This is a genomic window from Cytobacillus sp. QJM3NY_8 (assembly GCF_056173585.1).
In genome coordinates this window covers 1422259-1443358 of record NZ_CM149681.1, presented here as the reverse complement: position 1 = coordinate 1443358, position 21100 = coordinate 1422259, and the positions used below count along the sequence as shown (strand labels likewise).

19 protein-coding genes are annotated in these 21100 nt (G+C 41.0%); 3 read left to right on the top strand and 16 right to left on the bottom strand.

Annotated features, from left to right (window positions below):
- Positions 1-48: 48 nt before the first annotated feature.
- Positions 49-981, bottom strand: coding sequence for a beta-ketoacyl-ACP synthase III (locus tag AC0VZ9_RS07605; protein WP_009331225.1), 933 nt, complete (start codon positions 979-981; stop codon positions 49-51).
- A gap of 215 nt (positions 982-1196) precedes the next feature.
- Here AC0VZ9_RS07605 and AC0VZ9_RS07600 point away from each other — a divergent pair, with 215 nt between their 5' ends.
- A complete protein-coding gene (locus tag AC0VZ9_RS07600) occupies positions 1197-1580 on the top strand; it encodes a hypothetical protein (protein WP_475397186.1) in 384 nt (127 codons plus the stop codon).
- Positions 1581-1594: 14 nt separating this feature from the next.
- On the opposite strand, the gene AC0VZ9_RS07595 is transcribed toward AC0VZ9_RS07600, so the two are convergent.
- The 5 genes from AC0VZ9_RS07595 to AC0VZ9_RS07575 all read right to left on the bottom strand — a co-directional run bounded on the left by AC0VZ9_RS07595 (position 1595) and on the right by AC0VZ9_RS07575 (position 6197).
- Positions 1595-2557 carry a nuclease-related domain-containing protein gene (locus tag AC0VZ9_RS07595; RefSeq protein ID WP_475397185.1) on the bottom strand — a complete coding sequence of 321 codons (963 nt, stop codon included), beginning with the start codon at positions 2555-2557 and terminating at the stop codon, positions 1595-1597.
- A gap of 688 nt (positions 2558-3245) precedes the next feature.
- Positions 3246-3440, bottom strand: coding sequence for a ComZ family protein (locus tag AC0VZ9_RS07590; RefSeq protein WP_009331228.1), 195 nt, complete (start codon positions 3438-3440; stop codon positions 3246-3248).
- 26 nt (positions 3441-3466) lie between these two features.
- Complete coding sequence (locus AC0VZ9_RS07585; protein WP_251263751.1) at positions 3467-4426, bottom strand: BMP family ABC transporter substrate-binding protein; 960 nt, start codon at positions 4424-4426, stop codon at positions 3467-3469.
- 118 nt (positions 4427-4544) lie between these two features.
- A complete protein-coding gene (locus AC0VZ9_RS07580) occupies positions 4545-5378 on the bottom strand; it encodes a hypothetical protein (RefSeq protein WP_475397184.1) in 834 nt (277 codons plus the stop codon).
- An 81-nt stretch (positions 5379-5459) separates the two neighbouring features.
- Positions 5460-6197 carry a serine aminopeptidase domain-containing protein gene (locus AC0VZ9_RS07575; protein WP_019381477.1) on the bottom strand — a complete coding sequence of 246 codons (738 nt, stop codon included), beginning with the start codon at positions 6195-6197 and terminating at the stop codon, positions 5460-5462.
- Between the two features lie 214 nt (positions 6198-6411).
- Here AC0VZ9_RS07575 and AC0VZ9_RS07570 point away from each other — a divergent pair, with 214 nt between their 5' ends.
- Positions 6412-6603, top strand: coding sequence for a DUF2929 family protein (locus AC0VZ9_RS07570; RefSeq protein WP_009331232.1), 192 nt, complete (start codon positions 6412-6414; stop codon positions 6601-6603).
- A 69-nt stretch (positions 6604-6672) separates the two neighbouring features.
- Here AC0VZ9_RS07570 and clpB read toward each other — a convergent pair whose 3' ends face one another.
- Complete coding sequence (gene clpB / locus AC0VZ9_RS07565; RefSeq protein WP_251174408.1) at positions 6673-9270, bottom strand: ATP-dependent chaperone ClpB; 2598 nt, start codon at positions 9268-9270, stop codon at positions 6673-6675.
- A gap of 165 nt (positions 9271-9435) precedes the next feature.
- Complete coding sequence (locus AC0VZ9_RS07560; RefSeq protein ID WP_009331234.1) at positions 9436-9615, bottom strand: YjzC family protein; 180 nt, start codon at positions 9613-9615, stop codon at positions 9436-9438.
- A gap of 171 nt (positions 9616-9786) precedes the next feature.
- Between AC0VZ9_RS07560 and AC0VZ9_RS07555 the strand changes: the two genes are divergently transcribed.
- Complete coding sequence (locus AC0VZ9_RS07555; RefSeq protein WP_375336584.1) at positions 9787-10599, top strand: undecaprenyl-diphosphate phosphatase; 813 nt, start codon at positions 9787-9789, stop codon at positions 10597-10599.
- Positions 10600-10635: 36 nt separating this feature from the next.
- On the opposite strand, the gene argF is transcribed toward AC0VZ9_RS07555, so the two are convergent.
- The 8 genes from argF to AC0VZ9_RS07515 form a co-directional block, all read right to left on the bottom strand.
- Complete coding sequence (gene argF / locus AC0VZ9_RS07550; protein WP_252246114.1) at positions 10636-11592, bottom strand: ornithine carbamoyltransferase; 957 nt, start codon at positions 11590-11592, stop codon at positions 10636-10638.
- Entirely contained in the window at positions 11589-14714 is a 3126-nt protein-coding gene (locus AC0VZ9_RS07545) for a carbamoyl phosphate synthase large subunit (protein WP_251174410.1), read from the bottom strand. Before AC0VZ9_RS07545 ends, argF begins: the two co-directional genes overlap by 4 nt.
- The gene (locus tag AC0VZ9_RS07540; protein ID WP_192908357.1) at positions 14707-15786 is read right to left on the bottom strand and encodes a carbamoyl phosphate synthase small subunit; all 1080 of its coding nucleotides are present in this window, start codon (positions 15784-15786) and stop codon (positions 14707-14709) included. The genes AC0VZ9_RS07545 and AC0VZ9_RS07540 overlap by 8 nt, the downstream gene beginning before the upstream one ends.
- A 77-nt stretch (positions 15787-15863) precedes the next feature.
- Positions 15864-17021 (bottom strand): acetylornithine transaminase, encoded by a 1158-nt coding sequence (locus AC0VZ9_RS07535; protein WP_286676839.1) that lies wholly within the window; start codon positions 17019-17021, stop codon positions 15864-15866.
- A complete protein-coding gene (argB, locus tag AC0VZ9_RS07530) occupies positions 17018-17791 on the bottom strand; it encodes an acetylglutamate kinase (RefSeq protein ID WP_009331242.1) in 774 nt (257 codons plus the stop codon). The genes AC0VZ9_RS07535 and argB overlap by 4 nt, the downstream gene beginning before the upstream one ends.
- A 12-nt stretch (positions 17792-17803) precedes the next feature.
- Complete coding sequence (gene argJ / locus AC0VZ9_RS07525) at positions 17804-19033, bottom strand: bifunctional ornithine acetyltransferase/N-acetylglutamate synthase (protein ID WP_071157539.1); 1230 nt, start codon at positions 19031-19033, stop codon at positions 17804-17806.
- A 13-nt stretch (positions 19034-19046) separates the two neighbouring features.
- Positions 19047-20078 carry an N-acetyl-gamma-glutamyl-phosphate reductase gene (gene argC, locus AC0VZ9_RS07520; RefSeq protein ID WP_009331244.1) on the bottom strand — a complete coding sequence of 344 codons (1032 nt, stop codon included), beginning with the start codon at positions 20076-20078 and terminating at the stop codon, positions 19047-19049.
- Between the two features lie 196 nt (positions 20079-20274).
- Complete coding sequence (locus tag AC0VZ9_RS07515) at positions 20275-20994, bottom strand: YwiC-like family protein (RefSeq protein WP_251174413.1); 720 nt, start codon at positions 20992-20994, stop codon at positions 20275-20277.
- Positions 20995-21100: the final 106 nt, after the last annotated feature.

Sequence of the window (21100 nt, the reverse complement as noted above, 5' to 3'; positions counted from 1 at the left end):
TTTGATGCAGCTCCTTTTAAATTATCATCATATTTAAAATGAGGTATCTTATCTTCCCCATCTCATCGCAATGGCTCCCCAAGTTAGCCCTCCGCCGAAGCCGACCATCACGAGCAAATCATCATCTTTAATTTTACCCGCTTCCAGTTCTTCCACCAATGCAATTGGAATAGATGAGGCAGAAGTATTTCCGTATTTATCCACTGTTTTCGACATCTTCTCAACCGGGAGTTCCAATCTTTGGCGGGAAGCTTCCATAATGCGGATATTCGCCTGATGAGGAATTAGGAAATCTACATCTTCTTTGGATAATCCAGCCTTATCAAGTACGTTGATGCAGCTTTCACCCATTTGGCGAACCGCAAATTTGAACACTTCGCGTCCATTCATAATGATATATTCATCCTGATATAGGTGTTTTGCTCCTGTACCATCTGCACCTAATTCAAAGGATAATATTCCTCTGCCATCTGAGACTGGCCCGATTACAGCTGCACCTGCTCCGTCTCCAAATAATACGGCTGTATTACGATCATTCCAGTCTGTAACTTTTGAAAGCTTTTCAACACCTACTACTAATACATGTTTGTATGTCCCTGTTTCAATAAACTGTTTTGCCGTTATGATACCATACATAAAACCTGCACATGCAGCGCTAATATCCATTGCCGCCGCCTTGCTTGCTTTTAATCGTTCCTGAAGCATGCATGCAACAGATGGAAATGGATGATCCGGTGTAACCGTTGCAACTAAAATAAGATCTAAATCCTCTGCTTCAATGCCTGCATTTTCCAAGGCTTTAAGTGCTGACTCATAGGCCATATCAGATGTATCTATGCTATCGTCCGCTATTCTTCTTTCCTCAATTCCAGTCCTGGTCCGAATCCATTCATCAGAAGTATCAACTATTTTCTCCAAATCTGCATTTGTTACCACTTTTTCAGGAAGATATCTTCCGATTCCTATAATACCAGCATTCATGGAGTCCCACTCCCTTTCATATTTACAAACCCATAAGCATTCTCTATTTTAATATTATTATCAATTATTATGACTTGGTACTAATTTTATCAAAAGTATATATAATAACGCAACACTTTTTACCGTCCTTTACTTATTACTGCACAAATGTCTATACCCAGTTAACTTTTCTTCATATGCTGTTGTATAGGCATCTGAAAGGAGGAGAATGACATATGTTTGATAAGGATGATAAAGTCAAAAAAAATACAGAAGACCCTTTAAGCCATTTTCTTTTTGGTGATAGAGTAAGAAGACATGAGTCAGATGAAGTTGAAAAAGAATTCGAAAAAAGTGAAGAAGCTCAGGGAAAAGGTGACTGGCTTTTTGGGGGCAGGAGCAGTAATGCACATGAAGCCGATGAATGGCTGCTTGGCGGAAGAAGCAGAAAAAGCGATGAAAAGGAAGATCCCCCTAATGAAAACGGAAAAAATATCCTGAATAACATCAACTTTGAGGAACTAATGGGCAACATTGATACACTCATGACTTCTGCTCATCAGTTAAAGCCATTGCTGAAAAAAGCAGGGCCTTTGCTGGAGATGTTTTTGAAGAAGTAGGGGCAGGGCAAACCTTATCCGTTTACTTTAGAATATATCCTTTTTTTAGCTGGTCCATCACCGGATAGATTTAAAGATTTTAATATCCTATATGCTGTATGCCTGGATTCGAGATTTAAATAATCCCGGCATTCTTTATTTGTTATCTTTGAATTAAAAAGCAAAAGATAATCTGTTAGTGCTTCCATATGACTCGTTCTTGAAATCATTTTACATTTAAGACAACACCATTTTCCGTCTTTCCTCACAACAGCAAAAGATTTGCAGGAATCACATTGAACACCTCTTAGTAAATCCTTTCGATTAATTCCGTAAGTATTTAAAATATCATTATCAAGAGGACTATTTTTGCAAATAATCTTTTCATTCAGTCTATTTATGTCGTTTGGCCATAGTATTTGTTTGTTATATTTTGATTTGGCATCCGTAAATCTATCAATTATTTTTTCAGTATGAACAACTCTTTTCAAAATAGAGCTATTTTCTTTCTCTGTTTTCAGATAGGTAGCAGGATTAGCAATAACGACAAAATACTCTATTGGCACTTCTGGTAACTTCTCTTTCAACAGCCATTCTTTAAATTGGGACACTTGACGCAATACCTGCGAAACTGGATTAGGAATCACTTTTTCCTTCTGGCCGTGTGTTTGAATTACTTGATCAGATATTGGTTCAAAATATAGGGTTCCAGAATAATTTTTGACTTCAATTATTCCTGCGAAGAATGGAGTAATAAGCAGGGAATCAATTTGAAAAGGAGTATGAAGGATAAGTCGAAGATCATTATAAATTCTAAAATCTTTACCTGGGAGAAAACTCAAATAATAATCCAGCTGCTTCTCTCCATTAAAACCTAATAGCCCATTTCTATAATCTACTTCTATTTCTGACCTTTTCCTGTGGTAATCAGGCAATCTGCGCAGCAGCGCCTCCAGCTGTAATATTCTTAACGGCTTGGATCTAGGCTTCATTAACATAGCAAACCTCCTTTGGAACATTATCTCCAAAGTTATGAATTCGGTATGGATATTGAATAATCCTTTGTTTTATATGTAGATTTTAGTACCTATTCTCTTTTCTATCATGAATTACTTAAATTTTGAGGATGGCCCTTACCGTTTTGGCGCGGGCTCTTTGGATTTGCGCGCGGTTTCTTCCCATTTTGGCGTGGACTCCTGCCTCTTGCGCGCGGATTTTCTTGGCTTACGCGCTCTCGGCTCCTTTTCGCGCGGGCTCTTTGGGTTTGCGCGCGGTTTCTTCCTGTTTCGGCGCGGGCTCCTACCTTTTGCGCGCGGACCTTCTTGGTTTACGGGATCACGCCTCCTTTTCGCGCGGGCTCTTTGGGTTTGCGCGCGGTTTCTTCCTATTTTGGCGCGGACTACTGCCTTTTGCGCGCGGGTCTTCTTGGTTTACGGGATCACGCCTCCTTTTCGCGCGGGCTCTTTGGGTTTGCGCGCGGTTTCTTTCTATTTTGGCGCGGATTCCTGCCTTTTGCGCGCGGATCTTCTTGGTTTACGCGCACACGCCTCCTTTTCGCGCGGGCCCTTTGGATTTGCGCGCAGTTTCTTCCTATTTCGGCGCGGACTTTTTTGTCTAACACGCCAACCTTTTTTCTCAGCTGTCCTTTCTCACGATCCCAAACAAAAAACCAGCCTAAAGGCTGGTTCACTCACTCTCTTTCAAAGCATCCGCTTTACCCATTTCGTAGGCTTCGTTCATGACTTTGGTGAATAGGTTCATGAATGGCTGGATCATTTCCATGGATAGTTCAATGCCTGCTTCGTCAAGCTGCTGTTTGGCTTCTGGCAGGTATTTCATGGCGATTTGCATGAATTCCATATTTTTTTCGTTTAGCTGCATCATGTAGTACCTCCTATGTATAAAAATTACTCGTTGGGCAGTTTGCCTGTTTTTTTGTAATTCTCAATGGCAGCGTTTAGTTCTTTTTTGAATTCTTCGTCGACGTCAGGGCTGAATTTCCCAAGTGAAATAACTTCATCCTCGAAATCAAAGGTTAGATTTCCTGATTCCAATTCGCCTTCGTTGAATTTTTTTGCCACTAGTTCATACAAAACATCGACATGCTGAACCGTACTGGTCAGGACGACTGATTCACCCAGATCAGCCTGGTCGGAAATATAGCCGATGGCGTAGAGCCCTTCCTCTTTTAGTTTCTCGATGACAGGAACATTATACCCATCTCCAGCTGGATAGACAACATCTGTCTTATTGGCAATCATTTTGTCCAAGAGAGCTATGGCTTTATTATCATTGTCCCAGTTGCCGACATATTGGATTTGCACGTTTATACCTTCATCAATTTCGCTTACACCTTGATAAAAACCTTCTACCTCCGGCTGCCATTCAAAAGCTGCGAGTATTCCTATGTTATTGGTTTTCGTCATATGGCCAGCAACCATGCCGCCAAAGAATCCCATTGCATAGGCTTCAAAATTCAAGCTGGTGGTGTTGTCATTTTTGGCATCGCCATTAAAGCTGACAAAATGAATGTCAGGGTATTTTTTTGAAATGTTATTAAAGTATGCCGCGTATTCATTGCCATGTCCAAAAATCAGGTTTACACCTTTTTGATCAAACTCTTTAACAGCTCTTTCAACAACCATCTCAGAATTCATGCCCTCTTTATAATAAACCTCCACATTATAATGGGATTGAATCTTTAACATGCCTTTATAGCCTTTCGTCCCCCATACCTGATCATTGACGGTATCGGGCACTAATAATCCAGCTTTTTCAAGTTTTCCTGTAGACATCGATTGTCTGCAGGAGGCCAATAAAAGAAGGCACAAAAGAAGGATCCCGAATTTCACTAATGTCTTATGCATCTCCTCTTTCTCCGCCTCTCTGTCTTTCACTTCATACTAATGGTATGACCGGTTTATTTTACCAGACTAATTCAATTCTACCTTGTCTGTATGTTAATTGAAAAGTTTTTTTTCTAGTTTAAAAACCATCCGGGATCTCTATAGAAAGAATATGGCTTCTTTGCTTCTCAAGACCTTCGGAGTATTTCACGGAACACACAATCGCTTTTTCAATTACTTTTCCTTTTGCCAGATCGGGACTGTCCCAATTTTTATTATAGTCAAGTGAAAGGTAATCTGCACATTTTTGCCAATGCCCAGTGACGCTGCTCATTAAAAGGCAGGATTCTCCTAAAAGCTTATCTGAACAATTCGATAAGAAACAGATAAGATCCTCAATGAAAATAGCGTCATGTATCCATTCCCTTTCATTTATCTTTACTCTTTTTATATTAGCAAGAGCCTGGTGAAAACTAAATTCCTTTGGCTGCCAGGGACCGTATATAACAGGCAGGTAAAAGCATGAAACTGAAATATTGTTTTCTCTAAGGATGTCAATAGCATCTTCCAAGCGGCTGTGTGTTCTGCTGATGTCTTTAAGCCACTGAATAGGGAGAAGGAATGCAATTTTCACTTGCAGGTCCTTGAATTCATCCAAATTTTTTATAAGAAATTCCTCAATAAGCTCCTTCTCCCTTAAAGAGGCAAGCTCATTCTTTATATATAAATCGTATATATCTATAAAAATTACATCATTTTTTATTATTTCTCTTTTAGAATTAATCCATGATGAATAGTTTTTTTCATAGAAGTTGGCATTCCGTCCGATTGCCAGGCGTTTTTCGTTGATTAAAGCATCTTCTTTTTCCTTATTATAATGAATTCCATCTATCTCACAGCCCTGTTCAAGCAGGTGCTTGCACAGACTGAATCCTATAAATTCAAACGTCCCTACTATTACTGCCCTGTCCATTTTCAGTCCTCCTTAGAAGCATATTAATGTATACTATGCTTCAGGGATTGTCTTTATTTCTTTGCGGAATGGCAGCTGTTTTTATAGAACTTTTTCATATTTTCTAAAGAAGTTAGTCATTTGAGAAGACATTCGCTGTTTTTTATCTGGAAGGATATAAAACACAGAGATAGGGCTATTTTCATTTTCCCATTGTATTGATCGTTTCTTTAAATAATCTGATTGCTTGTAAGCTCTTCCGCCCGCCAGTACCTGTATGATTCTGACTGGCACTTTAAGGCCCGTTGTAAGGTTTTTTTCATGCCTGCTGAGCAGATCCGCTATTTTATCCGTTTCTATTTCATATGAAACTGCCAGTTCTTTTAATAGTTTCTTGTAAAAAAACTTATGCTCTTTTTCCTGCTCGAGATGATGCTTTAGTGAAAGGATGGGATTGATTAATACAGCTGAACGGATTAAATCGCTCATTTCATGCAATAATCTAAGGGCTACCAATGCTCCCATGCCCTCAGCAATAATATGGATCTTTTCGTTAATAATTTCCGTTCGCAGAATATGTTCATACAAGCATTTAGCCTTATCAACAGCCTGGTCGTTCCCCCAGTGCCTCCCGTAAAGATTTGAATAAAAAATCGTATAGCCATCTTCCCTGAGCTTCTTAATTAATGAATATTTCCCTTCATTTTGAGTCCAAAAACTGCAGTTTCTGTCAACAAAGTGCCGATCATCCCCAATAATCAGGATACCGAAACCACTAGGTTTATCTGGGTAATGAATCATGCACCATTCTGTATCCAGCTGGAAGTTCCGGCTTTCCATAGTAAAACTCCTTTGCAAGTTTGTTCATAATAATGTATGTGAGTAAAATTAAAATGAATGGGGGATTTGCCTAGTTTTAGACAAGTTCATTATGAAGCAGGCTGTATCCAATCAGAGAGCTGAAAAGTACATGTATAGGATGTAAAAATAAATTTATTTCTTTAATAGCTTATGCTAATATGAAAAGGGATTAATTATGTTAGAGGTGAAATAGATGAGATTCTTTTGGACATTCTTCTGGACTTTCCTTCTTGTTCAAATGTTAACGTACGTAGTTTCTTCAATGCTTGGAGCGCCATACGATTTTGTAACCGGCTCCATTCTGGCGGTTGGGACAAGTGTTTTAATTTTTGTTGTCGCTTCCATCATTCCTGAAGGTCCTGTTGAGAAAGAAGGACTTCATTAATCTGCTGCTTATGCAGGAAATGAAAAGAGTCATCCTGATTGATTCAGGATGATTCTTTTCATTTGTTCCCTATTTTACCAGCAGTTCCATTTTGCCGTTATCTGCGGATATGACAACTTCACTGTAATCCTTAATTTCACCTGCGATTATTTTGCGGGCGAGTGCTGTTTCAACGTTCCTTTGGATAAAGCGCTTGAGCGGCCTGGCTCCATAGACGGGATCAAATCCGTTTTCTGCAATATATTCTTTGGCATTATCATTTATACTCAACTTAATATGCTGATCGGATAATCTTGCTTGAAGCTGAGTAATTAATTTTAAAACGATACTCTTTATTTCATTAAGAGCCAAAGGCTTAAACAGAATAATTTCGTCCACTCTGTTCAGAAACTCTGGACGGAAATGGCTCCGCAGCTGTCCAAGGACAGTTTCTCTTGTTTCTTCAGATATATCTTCTTCACCAGAAGAACGTTCCAAAAGAAAATGGGAGCCGATATTGGAAGTCATAATGATAACCGTATTTTTAAAATCAACCGTACGGCCCTGTGAGTCAGTGATTCTTCCATCATCAAGCATCTGCAGAAGGATATTGAATACTTCAGGATGGGCCTTTTCAATTTCATCAAGCAGGATTACTGAGTATGGCTTCCTTCTGACAGCTTCTGTCAGCTGACCGCCTTCCTCATATCCTACATACCCCGGAGGAGCACCAATCAATCTTGATACAGCATGTTTTTCCATATATTCGGACATATCAATTCGGATTATTTGTTCTTCACTATCGAATAGTGACTGTGCAAGTGCCTTTGCCAATTCTGTTTTTCCTACCCCAGTAGGGCCCAGGAAGATGAAGGAGCCAATAGGGCGGTTAGGATCTTTAATTCCTGCCCTTGCCCTAAGGACAGCATCTGACACAAGCTGGACAGCTTCATCCTGGCCAATCACTCTTTCGTGAAGAATGCTTTCAAGACGAAGCAGCTTTTCGCGTTCTCCTTCAACAAGTTTAACTACTGGAATACCTGTCCACCTTGCCACAATGCCGGCAATTTCTTCTTCTGTTACTTCCTCTCTCAGCAGCCTTTCCCCTTGATTCTCGTTAACAGCACTTTCAAGATCTTTCAACTCCCTTTCCAAAGAAGGGATTCTTCCATGGCGCAGTTCTGCAGCTTTATTCAAGTCATAATTATTTTCTGCTTCTTCCAGTTCACGGCGTATTTTCTCAAGCTGCTCCCGTTTTTCCTGAACTTTCTGGATTCCTTCTTTTTCAAGCTGCCATTTTGCTTTCATGCTGTTAGCCTGGTCTTTTAATTCAGCCAGTTCCTTTTGCAGGTCTGCAAGCCTCTGCTTGCTTCCTTCATCACTCTCTTTTCGTAAAGCTGCTTCTTCTATCTCAAGCTGCATGACTCTTCTTGTAACTTCATCCAACTCCGATGGCATTGAATCGATTTCCGTCCTGATCATGGCACAAGCTTCGTCAACCAGGTCAATCGCTTTATCAGGAAGGAACCGGTCAGTAATATATCTGTCTGACAAGGTTGCGGCAGCCACTATAGCCCGATCGTGGATATTGACTCCATGGTGGATTTCAAAGCGCTCCTTCAGCCCTCTGAGAATTGAGATTGTATCCTCTACATCCGGCTCCTGCACTAATACCTGCTGAAAACGCCGTTCCAGGGCTGGATCCTTTTCGATATATTTGCGGTGTTCCTCAAGAGTGGTAGCTCCTATACAGTGCAATTCACCTCTTGCAAGCATAGGCTTCAGCATATTCCCTGCATCCATTGCTCCTTCTGTCTTGCCCGCTCCAACAATGGTATGAAGTTCATCAATAAAAAGAAGAATTCTGCCTTCGCTTTTCTTAACCTCATTTAATACAGCTTTCAGTCTTTCCTCGAATTCCCCCCGGAATTTGGCTCCAGCAATTAAAGCGCTCATATCAAGGGCAAAAATGGTTTTATCCTTAAGGCCCTCAGGCACATCTTTACGTACTATTCTTTGTGCCAATCCTTCGACAATAGCTGTCTTTCCTACCCCAGGTTCGCCTATTAAAACTGGATTATTTTTGGTTTTCCTTGAAAGGATGCGAATGACATGCCTGATTTCACTATCCCGGCCAATTACAGGATCAACTTTCCCCTGTTTCACCTCTGCAACAAGATCTCTTCCATATTTTTTTAAAGCCTCATATGTTGATTCCGGATTTTGCGATGTCACCCTCTGATTCCCCCTAATCTCCTTAATCGCCTGCTCCACTTTTTCTTTATTGATTCCGTAAGCCTTTAAAACTGCTGCCGTTTCGGTTTCCGCTGCTGCAGCAGCCATGAAAACATGCTCAACTGACATGAATTCATCCTGATAGATCTTCATATAATTTTCTGCTTCCGCCAGCAGCCGCTGCAGTTTACCGGATATATACAATTTTCCTTGATCCATTCCTGAACCGGACACCTGCGGTTTTTTCCTCAGTGCTTCCTTCATTTTATTATTAAAAGAATTAGCCGGAATCTGCATTTTTGACAGTAATAATGATATCAGGCTGTTTTCCTGTCCCGTTAAAGCCAGGAATAAATGTGCTTCATCCACTTCCTGATGCTGCTCGCGTATTGCTATGGACTGTGCATTTAATAACCCTTCCTGAAGCCGCTCTGTCATCCGATTTAAATCCACTGTGCAACCTCCTATTTGACCTTTTTTGACCTTTAATTTTATTATAATCCAATCTTTTCATATGTAAAGTTTCCAGCAGTTTATTCTCAGTCTAAAAAGCCATCCGCAATTGGGATGGCTACTTTGTTTATGCTATTTCCCCATCTTCTTTATCATTAATCAAAATCAAGGCTTTCTTTTATACGTCCAAAGCCGGTTATGATTGGATGTTTCCGGAAATTGATCCCCAGCTCTCATTTTAAGCATTTGAGGATTATTGACGTTACTTCCCGTTTCGCCAATTTCTATATAAATTCCATTATTAGGCGCTTTCTGGCCAGGCTTGAATTGTCTGTTTTGCCCCATGCTAAATACCTCCTTTAATTGTAAATCACTTATTATTATTTCCACTCTTGCATCTCTCATGAGGGAAACTATTGGCATCGCACAAAAGCAATGAAAAGGATATCACTTTACTCTGATGCCTTTTTTATAGTTAAATGGGTGGTATGAGATTTGATTATGGAGGATTTACTTGTGACTGATTTTCTAACATTGCTTAAATACTTGTTTTTGGGATTATTTCAGGGATTTACAGAGCCTATTCCCATTTCATCGAGCGGGCATCTGGAGATTGCCCAGCATTTTTTCGGGCTTGACATCAAAGGCCTTAGCTTTGCCCTCCTTGTAAATACAGCCTCATTATTAGCTGTGCTGCTTATATACAGGGAAGATATTATGAGACTCATCCGAAACGGCCTTGCATACATTACAACCAAAGATAAACAGGCGGAATCAGACTTTCGATTTATCATTTACTTGATTATTGGAACCATTCCTGCAGGTGTCATCGGCATTTTGCTCGAGGATTTTATCGATATGCACCTTGCAAATATAAAAACAGTTGGGATTACTCTTATCGTGACAGGACTTGCACTGTGGCTGATCCGCAATTTACGCGGACGGAAAAATGATGCTGAATTATCTTATAAGGATGCAATTATTGTAGGACTTGCACAGGCAGTTGCCCTGATACCGGGAATCAGCCGTTCCGGTGCCACTATTGTAGCGGCAATGGGGCTGGGGATGAAACAGGAAACAGCTCTAAGGTTCTCTTTCCTTTTATATATCCCGGTAAGCGCCGGCGGAATGATTCTTGGTTTTAATGACATTTTAACGGATCCCAATTTATCTGAATATGCGATTCCCTATACAATCGCCTTTGTTGCTTCACTAGTTGCATCTTACTTCTCTTTAAAATGGTTTATGAATATTATGGCTAAAGGAAACCTGAAGTATTTTGCGATTTATTGTTTTATTGTTGGACCGCTGGTTTATTTCCTATCTTAATGAAAAAGCCTTCTCTGTGCTGAGAAGGCTTTTTCATTATAATATCTCTGAAAGAATGGCTTTTTGAACATGAAGCCTGTTCCCAGCCTGCTGAAAGACAGCGGAATTATTTCCATCAATGACCTCCGCTGTAACCTCCTCACCGCGATGGGCAGGCAGGCAATGCAAAAAGACGTAATCTTTTTTGGCTTTTTGGACAAGATATTCATTAACCTGATAATCAGCAAAGTCTTTCAGCCTCTGTTCATTCTCATCTTCCTGTCCCATGCTCGTCCAGACATCTGTATAGATGGCATCGGCATTAGCAACCGCTTCTTCAGGGTTAGATGTTATCTTTACCTTTGAACCGCTTTGTTCGGCAAACTCTTGTGATTGCTGGAGAACAAAATTATCTGGCTCATACCCTATAGGACAGGCAATCGTGATATTTACCCCCATCTTGGCAGAAGCAATCATTAAAGAATGGGCCACATTATTGCCATCGCCTACATATACCAGGTTTTGGCCTTTTAACTCCCCATTTTTCTCTTCAATTGTAAGGAGATCGGCAAGAGCCTGGCACGGATGATAAAGATCGGTCAAGCCGTTAATGACCGGAATGTCCGCATGATGAGCCAGTTCCTGGATCTTTGCATGGGAGAATGTGCGGATCATAATCGCATCAACATACTGTGAAAGCACTTTAGCTGTATCCGCAATGCTTTCTCCTCTTCCAAGCTGCAGGTCCTGGCTGTTTAAATATAAGGCATGGCCCCCAAGCTGCAGCATACCTGCTTCAAAGGAAACTCTTGTGCGTGTAGATGACTTTTCAAAAATCATGCCAAGAATTTTGCCTTTTAGGATGGGAATTTCTGCACCCTGCAGATGAGCTTCTTTTAATTGCTTTGCTTTTTCCAGCAGCCCCTTAATTTCCTCTGATGAAAAGTCTGCAAGTGTTAGAAAATCTTTTCCTTTTATATTTATACCCTTATCCGCAGCCTGAATTGAAATCATAAGACGCCCACTTCCTTTTCTCCAGTATTATTTTTAATGCCCTGCCAATCTTCAATGGATTTAACATCCCAATCGCCTGCAGACATTGATTTTAATAATGCAATAAGCGTTTCTTTTTCACTGAAAGTCAAAATTCTGTTTTTGGTTCCCATTTCTCTCATTCTCTTATCTTCTTCACTTATGCCAGGATTATATAAGGCGAAGGTTTCCTGGACATTCCAATCCATATTGCCTTGAGTCAGAAAAACAGGTACTACTTTAGCCTTATTAATATAATGAGTTAGTTCTTCTGTTTCTGGAGAGTTTGCAATTACGACACATTTGCCTTTAGCATCATTTAAACCAGCATGGAAAGACTTTCTGATTGCCGCCTCAAAATTTGGTGCGAGTGAAATGGCCTCTCCTGTTGATTTCATTTCAGGACCTACTTTGCTGTCCAATCCCTTTAAAGCATAATTAGAGAAAACCGGGAATTTCACACATACAAATGGGAGTTTTGCAGCATCCGGAATTTCATCTTTCGACAAACTATATTTCCCAAGCAATATTTTTGTCGCAATCCCCACTAGCTGTACGCCTGTTACCTTGCTGATAATTGGTACAGTTCTGCTTGCACGAGGGTTTATTTCAAGAATAAATACTTCTTCGCCGTTAACGATATACTGAATATTCATGAGTCCTTTATACCGGAGCTTTTGCACAATGGCTTTTGCATAGGCTAGCATTTTATTCTGGACATTTTCTGAAAGATTTTGCGGCGGGAGAACGGACATGCTGTCGCCAGAGTGAACACCCGTTTTTTCAATATGCTCCATAATTGCAGGTGCACAGATATGATTTCCGTCTGCTGCCAGATCAAGCTCAGCTTCTGAAGCATGCACGAATTGATCAATTAAAATCGGATAAGGGACATCACCTTTCGCTAAATAACCCTCCAGCTCAGATGATGAAGAAATACGTTCCATCCCTCTCCCTCCTATAACATAGGATGGGCGGACAAGGATCGGGAATCCAATGTTTTCGGCTGCTTCTTTTAGCTCTTCTTCTGAGTGGACAACATCACCTTTTATCCGCGGAATATTCAAATCATCCAGCAGCTGATAAAATAGCTTCCGGTCCTCTAATGCATCTATGGTATTTGAGTCAGTTCCAAGCAGGGTAACACCATAATTTTCAAGTGCGGATGCCAGATTCAGAGCTGTCTGCCCGCCAAGCTGCACAATGACTTCTGAAATCCCTTCTGCTTCAATAACATTTAAGATATCCTCAAGAATTAGCGGTTCAAAATAAAGCCTGTCAGCGGTTGTATAATCCGTACTTACCGTTTCAGGGTTATTATTGATCATGATTGTTTCAACGCCTTCATCCCTCAGAGCAAATACTCCCTGAACGGAGCAATAATCAAATTCAATGCCCTGGCCAATTCTGATGGGGCCGCTTCCAATAATCAGGACTTTCCTCTTATCACTCTTTACTTGTTCATTTTCGCCAAAATAACTGGAGTAATAATAATTAGATTGTGCTTCAAATTCAGCTGCGCATGTGTCAACCATTTTATAGGCAGGCAGAATGCCAGCCTTTTTGCGTTTGTCCCTGACTGCTTTTTCCGAAACTTTCCATTCCAATGCAAGAAACTTATCACTAAAGCCCTTTTCCTTAAATAGCTGCAGCTCTTCTTTTGTTGCTTCATCAAGTGTTAAAGCAGAGATTTGCCTTTCCAGCTTTACCATTTCATTGAGTATATTGAGATAGAAATAATCAATTTTTGTGATAGAGTGTAAAGCTTGCAATGAGTAATTTCTCCGGAGTAATTCAATTACGGTAAAGAATCTTTCATCAGTCTGCTTTAACAGCAGTTCCTCAAGTGAGGTAACCGATTTAGCTGATAAGCCAGGTGATTTCAAATCATTCACCTTCACTTCAAGTGAATGGATTGCCTTTAAGAGAGCCCGTTCGAGATTCCGGTCAATCCCCATTACTTCTCCGGTTGCTTTCATCTGCGTTCCGAGTTTGCGGTCCGCAGAAGGAAATTTATCAAATGGCCATTTTGGAAACTTAACGATGACATAATCCAGGGCTGGTTCAAAGCTTGCAAAAGTATCTCCTGTTACAGGGTTGATAATTTCCGATAAGGTATACCCGACGGCAAGCTTTGCAGCCATTCTGGCAATTGGATAGCCTGTTGCTTTGGAAGCAAGGGCAGATGACCTGCTGACTCGAGGATTGACTTCAATTAGGTAATAATTCTTACTATGAGGATCAAGGGCAAACTGAATGTTGCACCCTCCAATAATGCCAAGCTCGGATATGATCTTGATAGAAGCTGTTCTCAGCATCTGATACTCATCATCTGTTAAGGTTTGTGAAGGTGCGACAACAATTGAGTCACCGGTATGAACTCCTACAGGATCAATGTTTTCCATATTGCATATAGTGATGCACGTATTCTGTGAATCCCGCATGACCTCGTATTCTACTTCCTTAAATCCTGCTATGCTTTTTTCAACCAGGCATTGGCTGATCGCACTCTCTTTTAAACCGCCCTGCACCAAAGATGTCAGTTCATCAAAATCTCCTGCTATACCTCCTCCTGTTCCGCCAAGAGTATAAGCTGGACGGACGATAATAGGAAATCCAATTTCGCGGGCAAATTGGATGGCTTCATTTACTTCATGGACAATGATGCTTTCGGGAACAGGTTCGTTAAGCTCGTTCATCAGCTTACGAAAAGCTTCCCGGTCTTCGCCTTTCTTAATGGATTCAATGCTGCTGCCCAAAAGCTTCACTCCATAATGTTCAAGCACACCTGATTCACTCAGTTTAAAAGCAAGATTTAAACCTGTCTGGCCTCCCAGTGTGGCAAGCAGGCCATCGGGACGTTCTATCTTTATAATCTTCTCAAGGCTGTCAGCTGTCATCGGCTCAAAGTAGACTTTGTCTGCAAAAGCTTTGTCAGACATAATGGTAGCCGGATTGTTATTAACAAGGATAACCTTATAGCCTTCTTCCTTTAATGCTGCGCAGGCCTGTGTTCCTGCGTAGTCAAATTCTGCTGCCTGCCCGATGACAATCGGGCCGGAGCCGATTACTAATATGGATTGGATGCTGGTGTCTTTAGGCATAAGCGAAAACTCTCCTATTCTCCTCTTGAATCATGTTCATAAACTCATCAAAAATATAATCACCATCCGCAGGTCCCGGATGGGCTTCCGGATGGAATTGGACCGTATGGATTGGCAGGACCTTATGCATTAGTCCCTCAATTGACTGGTCATGCAGGTTTACATAGCGGGTTTTAAACCCGGTATCTTTTATGCTTTCTTCATCAACCACATAGCTATGATTTTGTGATGACATAAATACTGTGCCCTTCTTCATGTCCGCAATCGGGTGGTTGGCACCCCTATGGCCGAAGGACAGTTTTTTTGTGTTGCCGCCAAATGCTAAAGCAGCCAGTTGGTGGCCAAGACAAATTCCCAATGCCGGATACTGCTCCAGCACCTTTTTTAATTCCGGAAGGATGCTTTTTAATTCTTTAGGATCTCCAGGCCCGTTTGAAAGCACTACACCGTCTGGATTTAGTTTTTTAATCTGTTCAAAGCTTGTATTGTAAGGAACAGATGTAACCTTGCACGCTCTTTTCAGCAATGAATCCACAATTGATTTTTTAGCGCCAAAATCGATGACAACTATATGAATGCTTCCCTCTCCACAGCACTCCATTGTTTGCGAAGATACTTTGCAAACTTTTTTATCCTTTCGAAGCAGCAATCCGCCGGGGGCAGTTTCCGAAGAAGACATTTTTGCCGGCATGCTTCCTTCTGAACGGATTTTCTTTACAATTGATCGGGTATCCATATGCCCTAATAATGGAATATTCCATTTCTGAAGGTATTCCTGAAGCGAATAAGCCGATTTGTAATGCGAAGGATTTCTGCTTCCTTCATAAACAATAACCCCTGCCACATGAGGTTTCTTACTCTCAAAATCAGACTCATTTATTCCGTAATTTCCGATTAAAGGATAGGTAAACACAATAATTTGGTCCTTATAAGAGGGATCTGTCAATACTTCCTGGTAGCCTGTCATTCCTGTAAAAAAAACGATTTCCCCTTCTACATCCTTTTCAGGCTGATCCGTCAGCCATTGGCCTTTATAGGAATGGCCGCTATTTAAATGAAGGTATCCTTCCATTATCAACACCCCAAAGCTATCTGTATATTTATATAACCTAGTTAATTTTTATTCATACACTTGAAAAATAATACAGCTTAAACAGCTGATTTTGAAAATTCCTTTAGTGTGGATTGCAGAATTTGCACCGCTTCATCTATTTCAGATTTTGATGCTGTCAGCGGAGGCAGCAGCCGCAAAACATTTTCCCCAGCAGGCAATGCAAGCAAGCAATTGGCTCTTAATTCCTTTAACAAAGATGGAAGGGGGATATCTAATTCAATACCGACCATTAAACCAAGATAGCGAATCTCCTTAACAGCTTCAATCTGTTCAAGCGATTCAGCCAATTTGTCAGCAAGATATGCACTCTTTTCCTGAACGCCTTGTAAAAAATCATCATCAAATATTGTCTTCATTGTAGCAATAGCTGCTGCAATGCTGATCGGGTTCCCGCCGAATGTTGATCCATGGCTTCCTGGTCCAAATACTTCTTCCAATGCTTTTTTTCCAATCACTGCGCCTATTGGCAATCCGCTTCCCAGGCCTTTAGCTGCGGTTACGATATCGGGCGTAAGGTCAAAATGCTGAAATCCAAAGGCTTTACCCGTTCTGCCAATGCCGGTCTGAATTTCATCTACAATCAGGAGCGCCCCATATTTTTTGCAAAGCTGCTCAGTTTTTGTAAGAAACTCCTGATTCCCAATGTGAATCCCGCCTTCACCCTGTACAATTTCCAGCATTACAGCCGCTGTTTCCGCGTCAATCTCTTCCTCCAATGCATTAATATCATTAAAAGGAACATACTTAAAAGTCTCAAGCATGGAACCATAGCCTTTTTTAATTTTTTCCTGGCCCGTTGCAGCCATTGTGGCAAAGGTTCTCCCGTGGAATGATTGCTGAAAAGTAATGATTTTTTTCCTTCCTGAAGCTTTTCTTGCAAGCTTAATCGCTGCTTCATTTGCTTCTGCTCCGCTGTTGGCAAAGAATACAAGGTCCATGCCCGCAGCTTCAGAGAGAGTCTTTGCTGCAGCCTCCTGCTGATCCTGTATATATAAATTGGAAACATGCCAGAATTTATTCAGCTGTTCATTGATTGATTTTTGTACAGCTGCTGGACGGTGACCAAGATTGCAGACTCCAATCCCTGAGGTGAAGTCCAAATAGCGCTTCTTATTTTTATCAAAAAGATAACTTCCTTCTGCTTTTTCCGGCTCCACTTCCCACCGGGCATACGTTGGAAATAGATTACTCAAGTTAAGACCTCCTTCTTGGCAGATATATTCGTACCGTTCCATATGCCTTCCTCATAAAACTTTTCTTTTCCTGATACAATCATTACGCTATTTAGCCCTTTGCTGATTAGGTTCAAGGCAGAGGTAACCTTTGGAATCATTCCGCCTGTAATTTTTTTATCGTTAATATGCTGTTCAATTTCATCCGCGTCAAGCTGAGGAGAGAGGTTGCCGTCAATGAATATTCCCTTTACATCCGTTACAAAGATGCAATGTTCAGCTTTAATGGCATTGGCAACGGCTGCCGCCGCATAGTCGGCATTGATATTCAATTTCATCCCGCCTTCTGCAGCTGCAATAGGAGTAATGACAGGGACCAGGTCTTCATTAAATAACATTTCCAGTACCGACTGATTAACTGCCGTTATTTCACCAACCAGTCCAAGCTCATCCTGATTGATAAATTCTGCCTTTAGCAACCCCGCATCACTGCCATTTACGCCAAACCCTCTCAATCCATGCAGTTCGATCATTGAGGTAAGCTTGCGGTTGGATTGTCCTGACAAGACCATCTCTGCTACCTCCAGAACTTCCGGAGTCGTTTTTCTTAGCCCATTGACAAATTCATGAGGGATATTAAAAAGTTCCAGCATGCTGTTAATTGCCGGCCCTCCACCGTGAACAAAAACAATCTGGTATTCTTCCTTCTTCAACTCTAAAAGACTATCAAAGAAAGCGTCTCCCAGCTCTTCCATTACACTGCCTCCGCACTTAATGACAATACTTTTCAAATGGCATCCCCCTCAGGTACGATAGCTTGCATTGATTTTGACATAATCATAGGATAAGTCACATCCCCAGGCCTTCCCTTTTCCTGCTCCCTGGTGAAGATTCACAGTAATCTGAATGGCGGCATTTGATAAGTACTCTTTTGCTTCTTCTTCAGAAAATGCCAGTGGAACACTATTTTTCAGCATGACTATAGGTCCGATTGCGATATCTACCGAAGACGGATCAATAGCTGGCTGGCTCTGTCCGATTGCCCCGATAATTCTGCCCCAATTGGCATCCGCTCCATATATAGCAGTCTTAACAAGGTTCGAGCCGACAATCTGTTTAGCAATCATTCTGGCATCGTCATCCGACTTTGTCCCTGATACCTCCACTTCTATCAGCTTTGTTGCTCCCTCACCATCTTTTGCAATCTGTTTGGCAAGACTTTCACTCGTTTGAGAAAGCATCTGTATAAATACATCCCAATCTGGATGGTTCGGCGAAAGTTTATTTATACCGCTGGTTCCATTGGCCATGACCAATACCATATCATTTGTTGAGGTATCTCCATCAACGGTTATCTGATTGAATGTTCGATCGGTAACCTGTTTCAATGCAAATTGCAAATCTCCGCAGTCTATATTTGCATCTGTTGTGATAAACGCAAGCATGGTTGCCATATTGGGATGAATCATTCCAGACCCCTTTGCCGAGCCGCCCATTGTAACGGTTTTCCCATCGATTACTGCCGAATAGCAGCACTTCTTCATCACTAAATCCGTTGTTAATATAGCTGTTTGAAAATCCTCTGAGTGTAATGCCTCATTGCCTGGCTTCAGCATCTTAATGCCCTCTTCTATCTTATCCATCTGCATATATTCTCCAATGACACCAGTAGAGGCAACCGCCACATGCTGTTCCTTTAAATTGAATTTATCTGCAGCTGACTTTCTCATTTGATAAGCATCCTTTAGCCCCTGGTCCCCTGTACAGGCATTGGCACATGCACTATTTACTATAACAGCCTGAATGAGGCCTTCTGCTGCAATGCTTTCCTGAGTAACTTTTAAAGGGGCAGCCTGAAAATGGCTTGTTGTATAGACAGCTGCACATTGTGCAGGAGTATCGCTTAATATAATTCCCAGGTCCTTTTTTGAATAGCGCAGCCCTGCATGGACGCCAGCTGCGGTAAAGCCTTTCGGTGTTATGATGCTTCCTGTCGGCAGTTCGGTTACTTCAGTTTGAGATACTAATTGCATTTATCTTTCCTCCTTATGGATAGAGCGGTACAAATCCGAGACCTGCTTTTTCATCCAATCTGCTCATAATATTGGCATTTTGTACAGCCTGCCCGGCTGCTCCCTTCATTAAATTATCAATCACTGAAACTATTGTCAGTCTGCCCGTTCTGGAATCCACATGAACACCTATATCGCAAAAATTAGAGCCTGCCACCTCTTTTACGGAAGGGAAAGAATTTTCAGGACGAATTCGAATAAACGGCTGTTTTTCATAAACTGATTGATAAAGTTCAAGAATTTGAGAAGAAGTGTATTCTTTTGTCAGCTGAACATAGCTGGTTGTCATAATGCCTCTTGTGATAGGAAGAAGATGGGTCGTGAATGTAATCGGCTTTAGAGCGGAATTCCATTTCATCAGCTGCTGTTCGATCTCAGGTGTATGCTGGTGCTGGTTTACCTTATAAACACGCAGGTTTTCATTAGCTTCTGCATAGCTTGTTGATCTTGAAAGTGCCCGTCCTGCCCCTGACACACCGGACTTTGCATCGACCACAATGCTATCGGGCTTTATTAAATTTTCTTTTACAACTGGTGCAAGACTTAACAGAGCAGCTGTTGGATAGCACCCAGGATTAGATATGATTTCTGCGGAAGCTATTTCGTCATGATGCCACTCAGAAAGCCCATATACTGCTTTTTCTACCAGAGATTCGTTAGCAGGAGTGTGTTTATACCACTCCAGATAGGCTTGAGCTGGGATTCGAAGATCACCGGAAAGGTCAATTACCTTTATATTCTTGCCTGAAAAATTTTCAGCAAGTTTCCCTGACACTCCAGATGGTGTTGCCAGAAAAACAATATCAGACTGGTCTGCTATTTGAGCTGGATCAATCCGCTGTAAGTTCTTGTCAATGATTTCATATAGATGGGGATATTCATTCCAAATGGGCAGATCTTCTTTCGTTGAATGAATCGATTTAATATTAAATTCTGGATGCTGTTTAAGGATACGGAGCAATTCCGCACCCCCATATCCGGTTGTTCCGATGATTGAAACGTTCATAATTGCTCCTTCCACACTTAATTGTATATTTAATCATTTATATACATATTTATGAATTTATGTTTCTCTTATTATAGAAACTGAAAGAAAAAATTGCAACCTATTTTACTGAAGTTTTAAAGATTTCTAATATTTATTTATACTCAGCACAGCTATTTCTGGATAAATTAAAAAACCGGCCTGGTCAGGCCGGTCTTTAATTATGAATGGCAAGTAATAACATGAAAAAGAATATGGCTGCATTTGCAATTTCATATATCCCAATTTTTTTAGGTGTAAATGATTTCCCATAAAATGCAATGGACCGAAAAAGGCTGGGAAGAAACGCTGCAGATACAATCCATCCACCTGCCAGCAGCCAGAGGATCGGTACCGCAGCATGAAAGATCCACGAAATCCATTTGAAGGAAATGTTTTTCTTTTCCCTGATCATTGATTTTACATAGAAGGTGCTTCCGGCAAAAAATGAAATGGAAGCTGCAAATACTGTCCAGGCCAGCGGTGTAATTTCCCCATGCGGCAAATAGCTGCTCGCAAGGCCTGCTATGGAAAAGGCACTAATGGCACTAAAGTCGTTACCCAATGCCCTATCTCTGTTATTAGACGAATAGCGTGCATTAATGATAAAAAAAGGAATCATAAGAAGTCCAAATATGAAAATCGACGGCCTTACCAGTAAAGGGAATAATAGCAGTAAAATAGCCGGAACCAAATAAATAATAGCCCACTTTGCATAAAAAGCCATCCTTTTTCTTTTAAATAGGAGAAGGCCAGGATAAGTAGCCAGATATAATAATATCCATCCTAAAAAAAACGGGATATGAGACCAAATAATATCAGATGCCGCTGCCCCGAGCCAAAATGGCAGGATCAGCATTGCCCAGGCTCCATGCTGTTTTGGCATAAATAACTTCATCCTTAATACCTCCCCGCTGCTTTCTGCCAATAATATATAATTTTCCGCGTAAATAATAAGTGAAGATTATCACTGGTAAACAAATCGCCACAAAACGTTCAACTTT